Source organism: Bradyrhizobium sp. USDA 4354, from assembly GCF_054060315.1.
In genome coordinates, this window is record NZ_JBSSDC010000001.1 from 6,413,446 (window position 1) to 6,432,904 (window position 19,459).

Sequence of the window (19,459 nt, forward strand, 5' to 3'; positions counted from 1 at the left end):
ATGGCCAGGTTTGAACGCGCAGCGCTGCTGAAAAGGTTTCGCGACATGGCGCGGCGCGGCGAGCCGATCGTCGGCGGCGGCGCCGGCACCGGGCTATCAGCCAAATGCGAGGAAGCCGGCGGCGTCGACCTCATCGTCATCTACAATTCCGGCCGCTATCGCATGGCCGGCCGCGGCTCGCTCGCGGGTCTGATGGCCTACGGCGATGCCAACGCGATCGTGGTCGACATGGCAAACGAAGTGCTGCCCGTGGTCACCCGGACGCCGGTGCTCGCGGGGGTCAACGGCACCGATCCGTTCCGCGACATGGACGTCTTTCTCGACCAATTGAAGGCGCTCGGGTTTGCCGGCGTCCAGAACTTTCCGACGGTCGGCCTGATCGACGGCACCTTCCGCGCCAATCTCGAAGAGACCGGCATGTCCTACGCGCTCGAGATCGACATGATCGCCAAAGCGCACGACAAGGACATGCTGACGACGCCCTACGTGTTCAGCGAGAAGGAGGCCGCCGCGATGGCGATTGCCGGCGCCGACATCATCGTCTGCCACATGGGCCTGACGACCGGCGGCACGATCGGTGCGCAGACGGCGCCGAAGCTCAAGGACTGCCCCGCGCAGATCGACACCTGGGCGACCGCCGCGCTCAGCGTCAATCCGGACATCCTGGTGCTGGCGCATGGCGGCCCGATCGCGGATCCCGCGGACGCCGATTTCATCATGAAGAGCACCCGCCATTGCCACGGCTTCTACGGCGCGTCCTCGATGGAGCGGCTTCCCGTGGAGCGGGCGCTGACGGAGCAGGTACGGCAATTCAAGGCGATCGGCGCGCGCTAACGCCTGAAGGGTTTGAGGGAGGGAAAGATGTCAGGGATGTTGGTCGGTGAATTGATCCTCTGGCTGATCGTCGCGATCATCGTGATCGTGGTTGGCGTCTACATTGTGAACTGGCTCTACCATCGCTCCTCCAAGGAGACCTCGTTCGTCCGGACCGGCTTCCTGGGCGAACGGGTGGTGATCAATGGCGGCGCTTTCGTGCTGCCGTTCATCCACGATTACACGCCTGTCAACATGAACGTGCTGCCGATGGGCATCGTCCGCTCCAGGCAGGATGCCGTGATCACCCGCGACCGCATGCGCGTCGACATCGAGGCCGACTTCTATGTCCGGGTGCAGCCGATCCGGGAGGCCGTCTCGATCGCCGCGGCCACGCTCGGCCGCCGCACCATGGAGCCAGAGCAGCTGCACGCCCTGCTGGCCGGCAAGTTCATCTCCGCGATCCGCTCGGTCGCCTCCGAAATGACCATGGAGGAGATGCACGAGCGGCGCGGCGACTATGTCGCGCGGGTCAAGACCAATGCAGCCGAGGCCCTCGCGCAGAACGGCCTCGAGCTGGAATCGGTCGCGATCACCGATCTCGACCAGACCGACCTCGAATTCTTCAACCCGTCGAACCGGTTCGACGCCGAAGGCCTGACCCGCCTGATGGAGGACATCGAGGCCAAGCGGAAGCTGCGCAACGACATCGAGCAGGATTCGATGATCAAGATCCGCTCCCGCAACCTCGAAGCCGAGCGGCAGGCGCTCGAGATCGAGCGCGAGAGCGAGACGGCGCGCCTCGAGCAGGAACGCGACATCGAGATGCGCCGTGCGCTTCAGCGCACCGAAGTCGCGCGCGAGCGGGCGCTGCGCGAGACCGAGGCCGAACAGGCGCAGATTTCCGCCCGCGAGGCCATCGAGCGGGCGCGCATTGCCAATGACCAGGCAATCGCCGAGGCCCGCATCGCCTCTGAGCGGGAGACCCGCCAGAAGGAGATCGAGCGGACCCGCACGATCGAGGAGAAGGAGCTGCTGGCACGCGAGGAGATCGAGAAGACCCGGATCGCCAACCAGCGCTCGATCGACACCACCCGCATCGCCTCCGAACGCGAAGTCCGCCAGCGCGAGATCGAGCGGATGCGCACGGTGGAGGAAGCCGAGATCGCCGCGCGCGAGGCCATCGAAAAGGCCCGCATCCAGCAGGACCGCGTCGTCACCGACGCCCGCATCGCCAACGAGGAAGAGACGCGCCGCCGCGAGATCGAGCGGACGCGCGCGGTCGACGAGGCCGAGATTGCGGCACGCGAGGCCACCGAAAAGGCCCGCATCGCTCAGACGTTGATCGTCAATGTCGAGCGCATCTCCTCCGACGAGCGCACCCGCGCACTGGAGATCCAGCAGGTGCGCACCATCCAGGAGGCCGAGATCGAGGCGCAGCGCGCGGTCGAGGCCGCCCGCATCGCCCGCGAGCGGACGCTGGCCGCAGAGCGCATCGCCGCCGAGCAGAATACCCGGCAGCTGGAGATCGAGCGCAACCAGGCGCTCGACGTCGCCGGCATCGCCGCGCGCGAGACCACGGAGGCGAGCCGCATCGCCCAGGAGGAGCGCGTGCGTTCGCTGGAGATCGCCCGCAACCGGGCCGTCGAAGAGGCCGACATCGCCTCCCGCGAGGCGATCGAGGCAGCCCGCATCGCCCAGGAAAAGGCGGTTGCGGCCGAGCGCATCCAGGCCGAACGCGACACCCGTGCGCTGGAGATCGAACGGACCGGCGTGCTGGAGGCGGCTGAGCTGAAGCGGCGCGACGCCATCGAGCGTCAGCGCATCACGGTCGATCTGGCGCTGGAGGCCGAGCGCATCAACTCCTCCAAGAAGCGTGAGGTGCTCAACATCGAGCAGAAGAAGGCGATAGAGATCGCCGACGAGGACCGGGTCATTGCCCTCTCGACCAAGCGCTCCGAACGGATCGATGCCGACCGCCAAGTCAAGCAGGCCGAGATCGTCGCCCGCAAGGAGGTCGAGACCACCGACGTCTCGCGTGAGCAGGCGCTCGAGGCGGCCCGGATCGAACGCCGCCGCGCGATCGAGCAACTCGAGGTCGCCCGAGTTCAGTCGCTCCAGGAGGCCGAAATCGCCGCGCGCGAGGAGGTCGAGCGTGCGCGTATCGCGTCCGATCGCGGCCTCGACGAAGCCCGCATCGGTCGCGAACGCGAGCTGCGCAAGCTCGAAGTCAATCGCGAGAAGGACGTCGAGACGGTACTGATGGAGAAGGCGATCGCGATCCACACGAAATCCCTGGAAGAGTCCGCAGCTAAGGCCTCTGCCGAGGAAGCCCGGATGCGTGCGACGGAAGCCACCGAACGCGTCATCACCGCACGAGAGAGCGAGATCGCCAAGCGGCGCAAGACTGTCGAGGTCCTGCTGGCGGAGAAACAGGCGGAAGAGACCCGCATCGCCGCCGAAGCCGAGCGTGTGCGCGCGGCAGTCGAGGCGGAGGCGCAGCGCATGCTCAACGAAGCCGAGAACGTGCTCACCGACCAGGCGCGCTACTCGCTGTTCCGTCGCAAGCTGCTCGACCGCATCGAGGGCATCGTGCGCGAGAGCGTCAAGCCGATGGAGAAAATCGAGGGCATCCGCATCCTCCAGGTCGATGGCCTCAACGGCAACGGCCACGGAAATGGCAATGGCGGCCGCAGCGCCACCGACGAGGTGATCGACTCCGCGCTGCGCTATCGCGTCCAGGCGCCGCTGATCGATTCCATCCTGTCCGACATCGGCGTCGAGGGCGGCAGTCTCGCCAAGATGCCCGGCCTGATCCGCGAGGCCCGCGACATGCAGGGCATCAAGGATGCCGCGCGCAAGAGCGGCGGCGGCGGTGGTGGCGGTGCCGACAAGCCGGCTGCCTCCCCGCCGTCGGCCGAGGGCGGGGAACCGCCGGCCGAACGCGGGCCGAGGAAGAAGAGCTGAGGTCTGAGCCATGGCCCGTGTCTACATCTCCACCGTCGTCAACGCCCGGAACGACCGGGTCTGGGCGCGGGTACGCGATTTCAACGGTCTGCCGAACTGGCATCCGGCCATCGCCGAAAGTCGGATCGAGGGCGGCGAGCCCTCGGACAAGATCGGGTGTGTGCGAGATTTTCGCCTGCGCAATGGCGATCGCATCCGCGAGAAGCTGCTCGGCCTCTCGGACTACGACATGTTCTGCACCTACTCGATCCTGGAATCCCCGATGGGTGTCGAGAATTACGTCGCGACGCTGCGGCTGACTCCCGTCACCGATGGCGACCAGACTTTTGTGGAATGGACCGCCGAGTTCGACTGCCCGCCGGAACGGGAGACCGAGCTCGTCAACAATATCGGCGGCGGCGTGTTCCAGGGCGGCTTCGACGCGCTGAAGCGCGTGTTCGGAGGCTAGCCGTGCCGCATATCGTCAAGAGCACGATCCTGAACGCACCGACCGATGCGGTGTGGGACGTGCTGCGCGATTTCAACGGGCACGACCGCTGGCACCCCGCGGTTGCGACCTCCGCGATCGAACGCGCGCAATCCGCCGACAAGATCGGCTGTATCAGGCGGTTCAAGCTCAAGGACGGCTCCGAGCTGCGCGAGCAGCTGCTGGCGCTGTCCGACCTCGAGCAGACCTTCAGCTATTGCCTGCTCGATACGCCGATCCCGATGTTCAACTACGTCGCCCATGTCCGTCTACTGCCGGTGACCGACGGCGACCGCACCTTCTGGCACTGGGAATCGCGCTTCACCACGAAGCCGGAGGACACCGACCGCATCACCCACATGGTCGCCGAAGACATCTATCAGGCCGGATTCGAAGCGATCCGCCGCCATCTGAAGGAGGCCGCTTAAGCCATGGCCGTGACGGTAAAGACCTTTGCGAATGCGAGCGAGGCGGCCGGAGCGCTGTCCTCGGACCGTAGCGCGCGCTATCTCGGCGGCGGCACGCTGGTGATGCGCGCGCTGAACGAAGGCGATGTCTCGATCTCGACGATCGTCCGCGCGCAAGACCAGGCGTTGGCCCGGATCGATGCGTCAGGCCCGCGCATCACGCTGGGCGCCGGTGTCACCTTCGCACGCGTTCTCGCCGAGCGCGACCTCGCCTTCCTGCATGCCCCTGCCCGCTCGATCGGCGGTCCCGCCGTGCGCAACATGGGCACCGTCGGCGGCAATCTGTTCGCGCCGAACCCTTACGGCGATTTTACCGTGGCGCTGCTGGCGCTCGATGCCACTATTGCGGTGCAAGGCGGCTTCGGCTCGCGCGATATTCCGATTGAGGAGTTTCTACAAGGGCGCGAGCGCCAGGCCGGGACGTTGGTGCTGTCGGTGTCCTGTACGCGGCCGGCTAGCAGCGAGGCGTTCCGTTATCGCAAGATCGCGCGCATCAAACCGAAGGGCGGCTCGGTGATCACGCTCGCCGCGCATCTGCCGGTCAGCGGCGGACGGATCGCCGGCGCACGGATTGCGCTGGGCTCGATGGCCCCGACCGCGATCCGCGCCCGCGCGGCCGAACGCGCTCTGGAAGGCCGCTCGTTGGATGCCGCGACCATCGCGACCGCCGCATCGGCGGCAACGGAAGGAACATCGCCGTCCGACAACGCGCTCGGCAGTGCCTGGTATCGCCGCGAGATCGTCGGCGTGCATTTGCGGCGCCTGCTGTCAGGACAGGAATAGCTCGCCATGACAAAAATACCCCTGCAATTTCGCCACAACGGCCGCGACGTCGCGATCTTCGTCGACGGCGGAACCAATCTGCTCGTCGCCTTGCGGGAGCTCATCGGCGACATGACGCCGAAATTCGGCTGCGGCCAGGGTGGCTGCGGCACGTGCAGCGTCCTAATCGATGGTGAGCTTCACCTCTCCTGCCTGACGCTCGCCGAGACCGTCGCGGGCCGCTCGGTCGAGACACTCGACGGCATGAAGCAAGGCCCGAACCTGCATCCGCTCCAGCGCGCCTTCGCCGACAACTTTGCCGCCCAGTGCGGCTATTGCACGCCAGGCATGCTGATGGCCGCCAAGGCGCTGCTCGACCGCAATCCCGCACCGAGCCGGACCGACGTGATCGAGGCGATCTCCGGCAACATCTGCCGCTGCACCGGCTACGAGCCGATCATCAATGCCATCCTCGCCGCCGCGGGCGGCCGGGCCAGCGCCTGAGGTCAGACCATGCTGGAACTTCGCAAGGACATCTTCGCCGACGAACGTGACGATAACCTGAAGGAAATCGGCAAGGGCACGCAGCGCCAGGACATGCTCGGCCACATCACGGGCACGTCCAGCTATTTCAATGACCACAAGCTGCAGGGCATGCTGCACCTGAAGGTCGTTCGTTCGACCCAGGCCCATGCAAGGCTGCGCCGCATCGATACCACCGAGGCCGAGCGTTCGGCCGGCGTGCGCCGGATCATTCGCGGCGCGGACGTGCCACGCAACCTCAACACGCTGCTCAGCCTGATCAACTTCGGCAAGGACGACGAGCCGTCGCTGGCCGTCGACAAGGTTCGCTACAAGGGCGAGCCGATCCTCGCCATCGTCGCCGACAGCGAACGCGAGGCGTTCGAGGCGATCGCGAAAGTCAGGGTCGACTACGAGCCGCTGCCGACCGTGTTCGACGTCGAGGATGCGCTGAAGCCGGGTGCGCCGGTGGTCAACGAGACCTATCCGAAGAACGCCTTCATCTATCACGACGTCTACGATCACCAGCGCTTGCGGTTTGGCGATGCCGATGCCGCGCTCGCGAGTGCCGACCACGTGCTCGAGCAGCGCTACCAGATGTCACCGATCGAGCACGCGCCGACCGAGACCAACGGCGCGATCGCAGCCCCCGACACCAACGGCCGTTATGTCGTCTACACCTCGACCCAGGCGCTGTTCTTCTCGGTCGACACTTGCGCCAAGATCCTGGACGTGCCCTCCAACACCTTCCACTTCATCGGCGGGACGGTGGGCGGCGGGTTTGGCGGGAAGGTTGACACCTTGACCGAGCCGCTCGCGATCCTCGGCGCCATGCTGACCGGGCGTCCCGTGCGCTATGTGTTCGGCCGCGAGGAGGAGATGCAATACGGCCCGCCGCGCGGCGCCGAGCGCATCTACATCAAGGACGGCGTGATGCGCGACGGCCGCATCATGGCGCGCAAGATCCGCGCCTATTTCGACAGCGGCGCCTATACGCGGCTGTCGAGCTACGCCGCGGTGAAATGCGCCGCGCACCTGCCGGGGCCTTACACCATCCCGAACGTCTATGGCGACGTCTATTGCGTCTTCACCAACCGCACGCCGGCGACCGCCATGCGCGGCTTCGGCGTCACCGCGATGGACTTTGCCATCGAATGCCAGATGGACAAGCTCGCGGGCCTGGTCGGCATGGACCCGATGGAGTTCCGGATCCTGAACGCCTATCGCGATGGCGACATGAAGGCGCACCGGCGCGAGGCCAAGAACACCGCGCTGATCGAGTGCGTGCAGGTTGCAGCCGAGAAGGCCAAATGGCCGATCCGCGACGAGTTCAGGCGCGCCTCCTCGCGCAAGGACGGCGGCGGCAGCCGCGCCGTGATCCCGCCGACACCGACAGACTCGCGCGCAAGGCCGACGGCTCCGGCACAGCAGCGCACGAGCTATGATCGGCTCCCGCCCACCGTCACCCGTGAACCACCGCGGGAGCCGCCCCCGCCGTCGCCGCCGCCTGCTACGCCCCGTCCACCCGCGCCATCCCACGGTGCCACTCGATTCTCATCCGTGTTCGGGACAAGGAGGCGCTGAGATGACCAGGCATCGCGGACGCGGCATGGCGTCGATCAATTATCCCATCGGCATGAATCTCGGCGGCGATCCGAGCCAGGCGCTGGTGCATTCCAACCCCAGCGGCAAGTTCACCGTAGCGTTGTCGTCGATCGATCTCGGCCAGGGCATGAAGTCGGTGACGCGGCAGATCTGCGCGGAGACGCTGGGCGTGCCGGTCGAGGACGTCTATGTCGACACGGCGGATTCCGACACCGGCCCGCACTGCATGGGCTCGTTCGCCTCTCGCGGCACCCATCGCGTCGGCAACGCCGTGATGGCCGCTGCTCGCGAGGCGCGCGGCGTGATGATGGAGGCCGCCGCCGAGGAGCTCGAGGTCAACGCCGCCGATCTCGAAACCGACGGCCGCGGCAACATCCACGTCAAGGGCGCGCCGCATCGCTCGATCTCGACCAAGGACGTCGCAGTCGCCGCGCAGTTCAAGCAGGGCAAGACCATCTCCGGCCGCGGCATCTTCCTCGTGCCGCTGTCGGACGTCGACCCCGAAACCGGCGAGATGTCGCCGGCGACCTGCTACGCCCATGCCTGCCTCGTCGCCGAGGTCGAGGTCGACGACGAGACCGGCGAGGTCACGATGGTCCGGATGGATTCCGCCTATGAGCTCGGCCGCGCGCTCAACCCGCGCCTGGTCGAGCAGCAGCTCGTCGGCGGCGCCTGGATGGGCGTCAGCCACGCGCTCTACGAGACCCCCGAGCCGTACTACCCAGATCCGGCCCACGGGCCTCGCGATTTCGTCGAATATCTGATGCCCGGTCCCGGCGACATCTGTCCGCATGACATCGCGGTGCTGGAACGCCCTGCTCCCGATGGTCCCTTTGGCGCCAAGGGTCCCGGCGAGATGTGCGCCAATCCGGTGCTGCCGGCCGTCGCAAATGCGATCTTCAACGCGGTCGGCGTGCGCATCGACGAGCTGCCGATCACGCCCGAAAAGGTGCTGCGGGCGATCAAGGCCCAGGGCGGCGCGCGGCCGCAGGCACGGCGCTGAGGGAAATGCCGTGGCTGTTCGCAGCAACATCGTCGGCATCGACAGCCCCGAAGCGCTGGAGAAGGCGCTGCGGGCAGCCTATTACCTCGCCGACGAAGGGCTTGCGACTGCCGCCTATCTCGGGCTCGCACTCGGCAAGCCGCTGCTGCTCGAGGGTGCGCCCGGCGTCGGCAAGACGGAAGCGGCGAAGGCCATCGCTGCCGTGCTCGGCCGGCAATTGATCCGTCTGCAATGCTATGAGGGCATCGACGCATCTGCCGCGCTCTATGAGTGGAACTATCCGCGCCAGATGCTCGCGATCCGCCAGGCCGGCGACGACAGCATCGACATCTACGGCGAGACCTTCCTGATCGAGCGGCCGATGCTGGCGGCGCTACGCGCCCCCGATTCCACCGTGCTGCTGATCGACGAGATCGACCGCGCCGACCAGGAGTTCGAGGCGTTCCTGCTCGAATTCCTCTCAGACTTCCAGATCTCCATCCCCGAGCGCGGCACGGTTCGCGCGGCTGAACGCCCCGTGGTCGTGCTGACGTCGAACCGGACACGCGACTTGCACGAAGCGTTGCGCCGCCGCTGCGTCTATCACTGGATCGACTATCCCAGCGCCGAGCGGGAGGCGCGGATCATCATGATGCGCGCATCCAGCGTCGCAGAAGCCACGGCCCGCGCCGTCGTCGCGGCCGTCGAGAAATTGCGGCGCGAGCCGTTGAGCAAGGCGCCCGGCATCGCCGAGGCCGTCGACTGGGCCGAGGCCGCGACGCTCCTCAACAAGGGCGGCGCGCGCTGGCCGGACGCCTTCAAGCGCTCGATCGGCGTAGCCTTGAAGGACGAAGAGGACCTGCACTTCATCGCGCCGCGGCTCGATGCCATGCTCGCGGAGGCGACCGCATGAGCACCGAGCTGCAGCTCCCGCGCGCTGCCCGCATCTTCATTTCCTTCGTCGCGCTGCTGCGCGCCAACGGCTTCGCCGTCGCGCCGGAGCAGACCACCGCATTCCTCACCGCGATCGCACTGCTGGGCCCGCGCGACCTCGGCGATATCAGGCAGTCTGCGCTCGCCACCCTCGCTCCGCCGCCCGAGCGCCGCACCACTTTCGACCGGCTGTTCGACCTTCATTTCCGCGGCAGCGAGGCGATCGAGCATGCCGAAGGCAGCGAGGACGAGGAGACCGTCCGTCTGCAGGAGGACGGTCGCGGTGACGAGGAGCCCCTGCTCTCCGACGACGCCAACGAGTCCGGCCTCACCGCAACGCGCACCGAGGCGCTGGTCGAGCGCCACTTCGCGCAGCTCTCCACGACCGATGCGCTCCGCCGCCTGATGCGCGAGGCCCCGCGGCGTCTGCCGCGACGGCGCGGGCACCGCCGCATGCGGGCGCGTCGCGGCCCCTTCGCCGATCTCCGCCGCACCTTGCGCGACAGCATCCGCAGCGACGGCGAGATCTTGCGACTCGGTCACCTCAAGCGGCGGCAGCGCCCGCGCAAGATCCTGCTGCTGATCGACGTCTCCGGCTCGATGAAAAGCCGCACCGAGGAGAACATGAAGCTCGCGCATGCGCTGACGCAGGCTGCGCCTAATGTCGAGGTCTTCACCTTCGGCACTCGGCTCACCCGCGTCACCCGCGCGCTGCGGCTGAAGCGCCGCGAGCAGGCGTTGAATGCCGCGGCGCATCTGGTCAGCGACTGGGACGGCGGCACCCGGATCGGCGACGCGCTGCAAGCCTTCCTCGCGGTGCCTCGGTTCGGCGGATACGCTCGTGGCGCCGCCGTGGTCATTGTTTCGGACGGACTCGAGCGCGGTGACCCCGACGCCCTTCGCGACGCCGTCGCGAAATTGTCGCGGCGGGCCTGGCGCCTGAGCTGGCTGACGCCGCTCGCGACAGGTTCCGCGTTCCGCCCGCAGACCGAAGCACTCGTCGCGATCGAGCGCTTCGTCGATGATCTCGTGGACGGCGGATCGAGCGCCTCGATCGTCGCCCATGTCCTGGCACTGGGAAGGAGAGCTGCGTGAACGATATTGTCGACGGCCATCACCACATCTGGCGGCAGGCCGACCTGCCCTGGCTGACCGGTCCCATGCAGCCCCGCATCTTCGGACCGTACGAGCCGATCCGGCGCGATTACCCGATCCAGGAATATCTCGACGATCTCAAGGACAGCGGCGTCACCCGTTCCGTCTATGTGCAGACCAACTGGGCGCCCGAGCAGTTCGAGGAGGAGGCAGCCTGGGTACAGCGCACCTCCGACGAACACGGCTGGCCGCACGCCATCGTCGCCTACGCCAATTTCGCGGCCGACGACGTCCGCCCGCAGCTCGACCGCCTCAAGCGCTATTCGCTGCTGCGCGGTGTACGTATGCAGCTGCATTGGCACGAGAACCCGCTCTATCGTTTCGCGGCGCGTCCGGATCTCTGCGCTGATCCAGTGATCCGTCGCAACGTCGCGCGTCTGGCCGATTACGGCTGGAGCTTCGACCTGCAGGTCTTCACACCGCAGATGCCGGATGCGGCGCAGCTCGCCGAGTCCTGTCCCGACGTGACGTTCATTCTCCAGCATGCCGGCATGCCCGAGGATCTCTCGCCGGCGGGACGCACGGCCTGGCGGGCCGGGATGGCCCGGCTCGCGACTTGTCCGAACGTGGTCTCAAAACTGTCCGGGCTCGGCACCTTCATCCATCGCAACGATCCCGTGCACATCGCCGCTGTGCTCACCGACACGGTTGCGATCTTCGGCGCCGAACGTTGCCTGTTCGGCTCCAATTTCCCGATCGAGAAATTGTGGACCAGTTATCGCGAGCTCGTCGGAGCCTTTCGCGCAGCCGCCGCCCCGTTCAGTGCGGAGCAGCAGGACGCGATCTTCAGGACGACGGCGACGCGCGTCTATCGGCTTTGACAGACAAGAAACAAGACAGGAGGGAACCGAATGGCGCTCGAGATCAAGATCCTGGACTACGGCGATATCGAGCTGGAATCGAGCTTCCTGGTGCTCGGCCGCGACTGCGGCCGCACCCGCCGCGTCCTCACCCTCGGCTTCCTGATCCTCGGCGGCCCCTATCCGGTCGTGGTCGACACCGGCTACCGCTCCAACCAGATCATGGAGACGCTGGGCATGCGGGGGCTCCAGTACCATGAGAACATGATCGAGAACCAGCTCGCGCGTCACGGCGTCCGCATGGGCGACGTCCGCTTCGTCTGCCACACCCATCTGCACATCGACCATGCCGGCAAGGACGATCTGTTCCCAATGAACACGACCGTCGTTCTCAACCGCCGGGAGCTCGAATATTCCGTCTCAGGGCTGATGCATCCGCAATATCCCGCACCTGACATCAAGCACCTGATCGACCGCCTGCACACCAAGAGCGCGCTCCGCTTCCTCGACTTGGAGATCACCGGCCCGATCGAGCTGATGCCCGGAGTCTATTGCGACGCCGCCAACGCCCATACCGAGGGCTCGATGAACATCATCGTCCACACGGCCGATGGCATCGCGACCATCTGCGGCGACGTGATCTACGATTTCAACGACCAGATCGTCACGCCTTTCCATGAAATCCACGATTGGGAGCCGCGCACCACCGGCAACCATGGCACCAGCAAGCGCGCGGAAAAGGCGGCGATCAAGAAGCTGCTCAGCAATTCCCGCTACCTGCTCCCCGTCCACGACCGCCCCGCCAAGATCGAAGGCGGCAATGTCGTCGGCCGGCTGCACGATCAGGTCCCCGGACCGATCGTGCAATCCTTGCCCACGCGTAACTGGTTCCCGGCCTGATGTTGTCGAGGATCGACCGATGACGCACGTCACCCTGCGAAGCGAATTCGAGACCCTGATTGACCCCTATGCGCCGGTCGCACAGATCGGCACCGGCTTTGACTTCACGGAAGGACCGATCTGGCATCCGGTCGATCATTACCTGCTGTTCTCGGACATGCCCGGCGACGTACGCCGGCGCTGGGATGCGCGGCGCGGCGTCGTCGAGGTCAAACGCCCCGCGAACAAATGCAACGGCATGACCTACGACGCCGAGCTCAACCTGATCGTCTGCGAGCACACGACCTCGTCGCTGGTCCGCGAACGGCCGGACGGACGGCGCGAGGTGCTGGCCTCGCATTTCGGCGGTCAGGAGCTCAACAGTCCGAATGACGTCTGCGTGCAATCCTCCGGCGCGATCTATTTCTCGGACCCCTGGTATGGCCGCATGCCGGTCTACGGCGTCGAGCGACCGCGCCAGCTCGGCTTCCAGGGTGTCTATCGCGTCGTGCCCGGCGGCGAACCGAAGCTCATGGTCGAACGAAACCTGTTCGACCAGCCGAATGGACTGTGCTTCTCGCCGGACGAGAAGCTGCTCTATGTCAATGACACCGTGCAAGCCCTGATCCGCGTATTCGACGTCAACAGCGATGGCTCGCTGTCGAACGCGCGGGTGTTTGCGAGTGGCATCAAGTCCGAGCTCGAACCCGGCCTGCCCGATGGCATGAAGTGCGATCAGCACGGCAATATCTGGGTCACCGCACCCGGCGGCGTCTGGGTCTATTCGCCGCGCGGCGAACTGCTCGGCAAGGTCCGCGGGCCGGAGCTGGTCGCCAACCTCGCCTGGGGCGGGCCGGATTTCCGCACGCTCTATCTCACCTCGACGCATTCGGTGTATGCGATCCCGACCCGGGTCGGCCCGCGGCATGAGCCCTATATGAGCGGCCGGCAAAGCGGCGGCGGAACGGGCCCGAGCTCATCGCCATCCTCGCCTATTCTGACCGAGGGCGAGATGCGGCTCGATCCGCAACGCTGCGCCATGATCATCCAGGATCTCCAGAACGACGTCATCATGGACGGCGGCGCTTTCGCCGAGTCAGGCGCGCCGGGTCACGCCAAGCAACAGCGTGTCGTGGAGAATGTGCGCCGTCTGGCAGAGGCCGCACGCGCCCGCGGCGTCGCCATCATCCATGTCTGGTTCGTCGTCGAACCCGGTGCACCCGGTGTTACGCTCAACGCTCCTCTGTTCGAGGGTCTCGTCGACAGCAAGGCGATGGTGCGCGGAAGCTGGGGCGCATCGCCTGTCTCCGGCCTCGAGCCGCGGCCCGGCGATTTCGTCGTGGAGAAGATGCGGATGAGCGCCTGGGAAGGCACGCGGCTGGAGACGATCCTCAAGGCCACCGGCCGCGACATGATCATCAATACCGGCGCGTGGACCAACATGTCGGTCGAACACACGGCGCGGACCGGCGCCGACAAGGGCTATTTCATGATTGTGCCCGAGGATTGCTGCTCGACCATGAATGCCGACTGGCACAACGCCTCGATCAATTTTGCCATGCAGAACGTCGCGGTCGTGACCAGGGCCGATAGCGTCATCAGAGCGCTAGGATGAGCTGTGGCAAAGCTCCTGCACCTGTCCTGCTCGCCACGCGCCGAGTCCGAATCGACTGCCGGCGCGCGCATCTTTCTCGACGGATTCCGCCAGGCTCGTCCGGATTGGGACGTCGATGTCGTGGACATCTGGCGCGAGCGGATGCCGGAATTCACGGGCCCCATCGTCGAGGCCAAATATGCGCGCATGAAGGCTGAAGCCTTCACCGAGGTGCAACGCGACAGCTTTGCCGAGGCGGAGCGACTGGCGCTGCGCTTTTCGCTCGCCGACCGCGTGCTGATTTCGACCCCGATGTGGAACTTTGGCCTTCCCTACAAGCTCAAGCAGTGGTTCGACATCATCGTCCAGCCGGGGCTCACCTTCCGGTTCGATCCGTCCCAGGGATATTTCCCGCTGCTGCAGGATCGGCCGACGCTGGTCATCATCGCCAGCGGCAGCGATTTTGCCACCGGAATGAACCGCGGCCGCATCGATATGGCGACGCCTTATTTAAGGGAAATCCTGCGCTTCATCGGAATCAGCAATGTCCGTTTCGTGCTGATCGGTCCAACCACCGGACCGCAGCAGCCGATCGATGCAGCCCGTGAACGGGCCCATCAACGCCTCGCCGCCATCGCCGCGACCTTCTGACGCGCGATGGCGGCGTGTCGAGCTGGATCAGATCAGGCTCGACTTGCCCCGGCTCAGCACCTGGCCCGCGCCTTTGGTGCCGACGATCCGACCCTGGCTGCAGACCACCTGTCCCCTGGCGATCGTCGTCACCGGCCATCCCGTGACCTCGAAACCCTCCCAGGGCGTATAGTCCGAGCCGTGATGCAGATCGGCCTGCCGGATGGGCTTCTTCAACTTGGGATCCCAGAGAACGATGTCGGCATCGAAGCCGACGCCGATCGAGCCCTTGCGCGGATAGAGACCGTAAATCCTCGCGTGATTGGTCGCCGTCAGTTCGACGAACTTCTGCAGGGTGATGCGGCCCTTCGAGACGCCTTCGGAGAACAGGATCGGCAGCCGGGTCTCGACGCCGGGGATGCCGTTCGGCACCCAGCGGAACGAGGTGCGGGAATTCGGCGTCAGCTTGCCCTTGGGATCGTCGTAGCGGAACGGGCAGTGATCGGACGAGAAGGTCTGGAACACGCCTGACGTGATGCCTTCCCAGATCGCCTCCTGGCTCTCGACATCGCGTGGCGGCGGCGAGCAGACATATTTCGCGCCCGTGATGTCCATGTTGAGGCCCTTCATGTCGTCGGCCGTCAGCGTGATGTATTGCGGGCAGGTCTCGGCATGAACGGGCAGGCCGCGCTGCTGGGCCCAGCGCACCTGCTCCATCGCCTCGCGCCCGGAGACGTGCACGATCATGATGGGAACGCCGATCACCTCGGCATGGCTGATGGCACGGTGCGTCGCCTCGCGCTCGACCGCCTGGGGCCGCGACACCCCGTGAAAATAGGGTGCGATGTGGCCCTCGCGCTCCAGCTTGCTGGTGAGGAAGCGGATGGCGTCATAGCCCTCGCAATGGACCATCACCAGCGCCTCCTCGCGGCGCGCGACCTCGAACACTTCGAGCAACTGCTTGTCGCTGAGCACGAGGTCGTCATAGGTCATGAACACCTTGAAGGAGGTGTAGCCGTCCTTGACCAGGGCCGGCAGCTCCTGCCCGAGCACGACCGCAGTCGGGTCGGAGATGATGAGGTGGAACGCGGTGTCGATATAGCATTCGCCTTCGGCGAGCTTGCGGTAGCTCTCGACGCAGGTCCGCAGCGACGTCCCCTTCTCCTGCAGCGCGAAGGGCAGCACCATGGTGTTGCCGCCGGCCGCCGCCGCGCGCGTCGCCGAGGCGAAGTCGTCGGCCATGACCACGTCGGGGCCCGAGGCTTGCGAGATGTGGACATGGCTGTCGATGCCGCCCGGCAGCGCCAGCAGGCCCGTCGCATCGATCTCGCGCGCCGCGCTCTCGAGATGATCGGCAATGCTCACGATGCGGCCGTCGCGAATACCGATATCGGCGCGGAACTCATCGCTGGCCGTCACGATTGTGCCGCCGCGAATGGCGAGATCGAGCTGCGTCACTGATGTCTCCGTCACTTGATGACCGCTGATGTCTGGAAGATCCGGCCCCATTGCGCAAGGGCCGTAACGTCGCCGCCGGCGAGGCCGAGGGATCGCCACAGCGTCACCGCGACCGAATCGAGCACGGCGATATTCAGCTCCCGCTCCAGCATGGCCGCGAGCGCCGCACCATCGAGATTGGTGCAGAGGATCACGACGGCGTCCGCCTGCTCCGCTGCCACGGCGCGGATCATGTCCGCAATCGTCGAGGGCTCGACCTCGCCGAAGGAAAAGTTGTCGCGCAAACCGAGGTGCCGCTCTGCGTGAGGGGCAACACCCTCCTCGGCCCAGACGTCGGCGATGCGCCGCTGTACATTGTCCGTATAGGGCGAGACCAGGCCGACGCGCTTGGCGCCGAGCGCGCGGGCTGCATCGATGCAGGCGAGCGTCGACGTCGTCGCAGGCACGCCCGTGCGCGCCGTGATAGCCTCGCACAGGCTCCTGTCGCGGCCGATCCCGAGCCAGCTTGCGGACGTGCCATTCCAGGCGATCGCGTCAACCTTGGCATCCGCCAGCAGGTCCGCGGCCGGTAGCATCACGGATGCGTCGAACTGGCTGAGCGCGGCAGCGTCGAGCGCAATCTCGGTAACGCGGAAGCGCGAGAAATGCGCGGTGATGCCGGGGGCGCCCGCCAGCATAGCGCTCGTGATGGGTTCGAGCACCGAGTTGGAGGACGGCGTGATCATGCCGAGACGCTTGCGCATGGCCTTAACCTTACGACGCCTGCGCAAGCCGCGTCGACTCCTCCCGGATCAAAGCCAGGATGTGGCGCTTGGCGTCGTTGAACTCCGGGCTGGTGATGTCGCGCGGGCGCGGCAAGTCGAAATTGACGGCCTCGCGGATCCGTCCCGGCCGCCTTGTCATCACCACGATCTTGTTGCCGAGCACCAGCGCCTCGTCGACGCTGTGGGTGACGAACACGATGGTGCAGCGGCGCTTCTGCCAGATCGCGACCAGCTCCTCCTGCATTTCAAGCTTGGTCTGGGCGTCCAGCGCCGCGAACGGCTCATCCATCAGAATGACGCTCGGGTTCATCAGCAGCGCGCGGGCGATGCCGACGCGCTGGTTCATGCCGCCGGACATTTCGGAGGGATGGTGGTGCTCGAAACCGCGCAGGCCGACGAGATCGATGAACTCCATGGCGCGGTGGTGGCGCTCAGCCTTTGCGACGCCCTTGAGCTTGAGATGGAAGGCGATGTTGTCGATCGCCGTCAGCCACGGCATCAGCGTCGGCTGCTGGAAAACCACGCCGCGGTCCGAACCGGGCCGCTCCACCTGCTTGCCGTCGACCAGCGTCCGGCCGGAGGTCGCCTGCTCGAAGCCGGCGATGATGTTCAGGAGTGTCGACTTGCCGCAGCCGGAGGGCCCGAGCAGGCAGATGAAGTCGTTGGCCTCGATGTCGAGATTGATGTTGTCCAACGTCAAGAGGTCGCGGCCGCGACGCTTGTCCGAAAACACCTTGACGATGTTGCGAAGCTCGATTGCCGCCATCAGCTCGCCCTGCCCTGCACGGTGGTTGTCTGCTGCCAGCGCAGCGCGCGCGCCATGATCGCCTTGAGGCCGAGGTCGGAGAGATAACCGAGCAGCCCGATCGAGATCATCGCCGCCAGCACGATGTCGTAGCGCAGGAAGTAATAGGAATCCCACAATACATAGCCGAGGCCGCTCTTCACCGCGACCATCTCGGCCGTGACCGTCAGCATCCAGGCCGAGCCGACCGCAATGCGCAAGCCGGCAAAGATCGACGGCAGCGCTGCCGGCAGCACGATGTCGGTCAGCATTTGCCGGCCATTTGCGCCCATCATCGCGCCGGCGCGCACGAGATTGTGGTCCACGGTCTTGACGCCATGGATGCTGTTCATCAGCACGGGAAAGAAGGCGCCGAGGAAGACGAGGAAGATCGCCGGCTTGTCGGCGATGCCGAACCAGATGATCGCGAGCGGAATCCAGGACACCGGCGGGATCGGACGCAGCATCTGCAACGTCGGCTCCAGCGTCTTCTCGAACAGGCGCGACCAGCCGATGGCGACACCGGCGAGGATGCCGAGCAGACTTGCCAGCGCAAACCCACCAAACACGCGAAGCGCGCTGGCGAGCGCATCGCGCAGCCAGTGCCCGGAATAGGTCTGCGTAGTCTCGTCGAAGCCGAACACCCAGTCGCCGAGCGCATGCAGCACCGCACTCGGCGCCGGCAGCAGCGCGGGCGGAAGCATTCCGCTGCGGGCAAAGGCCTCCCAGCCCGCGATCAGCAGCGCAGGCACGACGAGGCGTTCGAACCCCTGGAATGCCCGCGTCAGCCGAAACGCCGGCCTTGCGGGCGAGAGGTCAGTAACCGAGGTCATTCTTGGCCTTTCCGGTGGCCCGCTCCAGGAACGAATAGTCCATGTTCTTCTCCGCGTCCGCGGAGACATCCTTCGAGATATATTTGAGGTCGCGCATCATCGCGGCGATCGCCAGCGTCTGCGACCGATGGATCGCAGGATCCGGCGAGGCATTCTTCAGCGCCTCGGTCGCCACATTCTTGTCGAGGCCGGTGAGCTTGTTGATGACGTCGACCCACGGCGCCTTGTCGGCGATCAGCTTGTTGTCGAGCTCGACCACCGCGCCGACGACGCCCTGGACGCCGGCCCGCTGGCTCGCGATCACGTCGGAACGGGTGACGATCAGATTCGTGAGATTTCCGGCAGCCTGCTCATACGGCAGCACAAAATGCTTGCCGGCGCCGGCGAGCCGGATCTGCGAGGCGAACGGCTCGACTGAGCAGATCATGTCGACCTCGCCGCGCTGGAGCGCTGCGAGATGGTCGGACGGATTGGGAATGTTGATGAACTGGATGTCCTTGTTGGGATCGACGCCCTGCTTGAGGAACGCGCCGCGCATGTGGATGTCCTGCGCATTGCCGCGGGACGCTGCGACCTTCAGCGGCTGACCGTCGCTCTTCGCCTTCGCAACGGTCGTCTTGAACGTGGCCCAGTCCTCGGGCGGCAGGTTCAGCTTCGCGGAGGAGAGACATTCCGAGCCGCCATTGATCTGACCCGACACGGCGACGACGTCAAAACCTTTGTCGAGCGCGGTGATGTAGTGGAGGTAGGTGACCTGCGCAACGTCGATGCTCTTCGACACCAGCGCGGTGAGCACATCATTGCCGGAGTTGAAGCCGGTGGCCTCGACCTCGATGGTCTTGGCCAAACCAGGGATCAGCGACATCGGCAGGCAGTGCGCGCATTTGGCGTAGCCGAGCTTGATCTTCGCGGTCTGCGCCGAGGCAGGATCGCTTCCGCCAAGCATTGCCGCCATCGCCACGAGGCCCAGTCGCAAACTCGTCCGCATCGCTTACTCCGTTTCGAAGGCGCGAGATCTCGCGCGTCGCGCAGGATCATCCGTCGC

General features: G+C 66.0%; 19 protein-coding genes. 14 read left to right on the forward strand and 5 right to left on the reverse strand.

Translation table 11 applies throughout. The features are described 5' to 3' along the window. From ACVIIV_RS29975 to ACVIIV_RS30040, 14 genes are read left to right on the forward strand one after another with little or no spacing between them, the layout of a single operon-like run. Complete coding sequence (locus tag ACVIIV_RS29975) at positions 1-834, forward strand: phosphoenolpyruvate hydrolase family protein (RefSeq protein ID WP_456747379.1); 834 nt, start codon at positions 1-3, stop codon at positions 832-834. Positions 835-861: 27 nt separating this feature from the next. Continuing rightward, positions 862-3,780, forward strand: a complete 2,919-nt coding sequence (locus tag ACVIIV_RS29980) for a flotillin domain-containing protein (RefSeq protein ID WP_456747380.1) — start codon at positions 862-864, stop codon at positions 3,778-3,780. Between the two features lie 10 nt (positions 3,781-3,790). Further along, positions 3,791-4,228 carry an SRPBCC family protein gene (locus ACVIIV_RS29985; RefSeq protein WP_456747381.1) on the forward strand — a complete coding sequence of 146 codons (438 nt, stop codon included), beginning with the start codon at positions 3,791-3,793 and terminating at the stop codon, positions 4,226-4,228. 2 nt (positions 4,229-4,230) lie between these two features. Beyond that, on the forward strand, positions 4,231-4,674 hold the full coding sequence (locus ACVIIV_RS29990) for an SRPBCC family protein (protein ID WP_456747382.1): 444 nt from the start codon (positions 4,231-4,233) through the stop codon (positions 4,672-4,674). Positions 4,675-4,677: 3 nt separating this feature from the next. Further along, the gene (locus tag ACVIIV_RS29995) at positions 4,678-5,496 is read left to right on the forward strand and encodes an FAD binding domain-containing protein (RefSeq protein WP_456747383.1); all 819 of its coding nucleotides are present in this window, start codon (positions 4,678-4,680) and stop codon (positions 5,494-5,496) included. A gap of 6 nt (positions 5,497-5,502) precedes the next feature. Continuing rightward, entirely contained in the window at positions 5,503-5,979 is a 477-nt protein-coding gene (locus ACVIIV_RS30000) for a 2Fe-2S iron-sulfur cluster-binding protein (RefSeq protein WP_439400829.1), read from the forward strand. A 9-nt stretch (positions 5,980-5,988) separates the two neighbouring features. Then, entirely contained in the window at positions 5,989-7,581 is a 1,593-nt protein-coding gene (locus ACVIIV_RS30005; RefSeq protein WP_456747384.1) for a xanthine dehydrogenase family protein molybdopterin-binding subunit, read from the forward strand. Between the two features lies 1 nt (position 7,582). Next, on the forward strand, positions 7,583-8,605 hold the full coding sequence (locus ACVIIV_RS30010; protein ID WP_456747385.1) for a xanthine dehydrogenase family protein molybdopterin-binding subunit: 1,023 nt from the start codon (positions 7,583-7,585) through the stop codon (positions 8,603-8,605). Positions 8,606-8,615: 10 nt separating this feature from the next. Beyond that, on the forward strand, positions 8,616-9,497 hold the full coding sequence (locus tag ACVIIV_RS30015; protein ID WP_456747386.1) for an AAA family ATPase: 882 nt from the start codon (positions 8,616-8,618) through the stop codon (positions 9,495-9,497). Continuing rightward, the gene (locus tag ACVIIV_RS30020; RefSeq protein ID WP_456747387.1) at positions 9,494-10,612 is read left to right on the forward strand and encodes a vWA domain-containing protein; all 1,119 of its coding nucleotides are present in this window, start codon (positions 9,494-9,496) and stop codon (positions 10,610-10,612) included. The genes ACVIIV_RS30015 and ACVIIV_RS30020 overlap by 4 nt, the downstream gene beginning before the upstream one ends. Continuing rightward, positions 10,609-11,493 (forward strand): amidohydrolase family protein, encoded by an 885-nt coding sequence (locus tag ACVIIV_RS30025; RefSeq protein ID WP_456747388.1) that lies wholly within the window; start codon positions 10,609-10,611, stop codon positions 11,491-11,493. Before ACVIIV_RS30020 ends, ACVIIV_RS30025 begins: the two co-directional genes overlap by 4 nt. Positions 11,494-11,523: 30 nt before the next feature. After that, positions 11,524-12,372: an MBL fold metallo-hydrolase gene (locus ACVIIV_RS30030; RefSeq protein ID WP_456747389.1), complete on the forward strand. Its 849-nt coding sequence runs from the start codon at positions 11,524-11,526 to the stop codon at positions 12,370-12,372. Positions 12,373-12,391: 19 nt separating this feature from the next. Next, on the forward strand, positions 12,392-13,966 hold the full coding sequence (locus ACVIIV_RS30035; RefSeq protein WP_456747390.1) for an isochorismatase family protein: 1,575 nt from the start codon (positions 12,392-12,394) through the stop codon (positions 13,964-13,966). A 3-nt stretch (positions 13,967-13,969) separates the two neighbouring features. Then, positions 13,970-14,596: an FMN-dependent NADH-azoreductase gene (locus tag ACVIIV_RS30040; protein WP_456747391.1), complete on the forward strand. Its 627-nt coding sequence runs from the start codon at positions 13,970-13,972 to the stop codon at positions 14,594-14,596. A gap of 27 nt (positions 14,597-14,623) precedes the next feature. Here the strand turns inward: ACVIIV_RS30040 and hydA are convergent, their stop codons facing one another. The 5 genes from hydA to ACVIIV_RS30065 are packed head-to-tail and all read right to left on the reverse strand — an operon-like array spanning position 14,624 to position 19,402. After that, positions 14,624-16,084 (reverse strand): dihydropyrimidinase, encoded by a 1,461-nt coding sequence (gene hydA / locus ACVIIV_RS30045; protein ID WP_456747392.1) that lies wholly within the window; start codon positions 16,082-16,084, stop codon positions 14,624-14,626. Then, positions 16,045-16,776: a maleate cis-trans isomerase family protein gene (locus tag ACVIIV_RS30050; RefSeq protein ID WP_456747393.1), complete on the reverse strand. Its 732-nt coding sequence runs from the start codon at positions 16,774-16,776 to the stop codon at positions 16,045-16,047. Before ACVIIV_RS30050 ends, hydA begins: the two co-directional genes overlap by 40 nt. Before the next feature lie 10 nt (positions 16,777-16,786). Continuing rightward, the gene (locus ACVIIV_RS30055; RefSeq protein ID WP_456747394.1) at positions 16,787-17,563 is read right to left on the reverse strand and encodes an ABC transporter ATP-binding protein; all 777 of its coding nucleotides are present in this window, start codon (positions 17,561-17,563) and stop codon (positions 16,787-16,789) included. Further along, on the reverse strand, positions 17,563-18,414 hold the full coding sequence (locus ACVIIV_RS30060; protein WP_456747395.1) for an ABC transporter permease: 852 nt from the start codon (positions 18,412-18,414) through the stop codon (positions 17,563-17,565). Before ACVIIV_RS30060 ends, ACVIIV_RS30055 begins: the two co-directional genes overlap by 1 nt. Further along, positions 18,398-19,402, reverse strand: a complete 1,005-nt coding sequence (locus tag ACVIIV_RS30065) for an ABC transporter substrate-binding protein (protein ID WP_456747396.1) — start codon at positions 19,400-19,402, stop codon at positions 18,398-18,400. The genes ACVIIV_RS30060 and ACVIIV_RS30065 overlap by 17 nt, the downstream gene beginning before the upstream one ends. Positions 19,403-19,459: the final 57 nt, after the last annotated feature.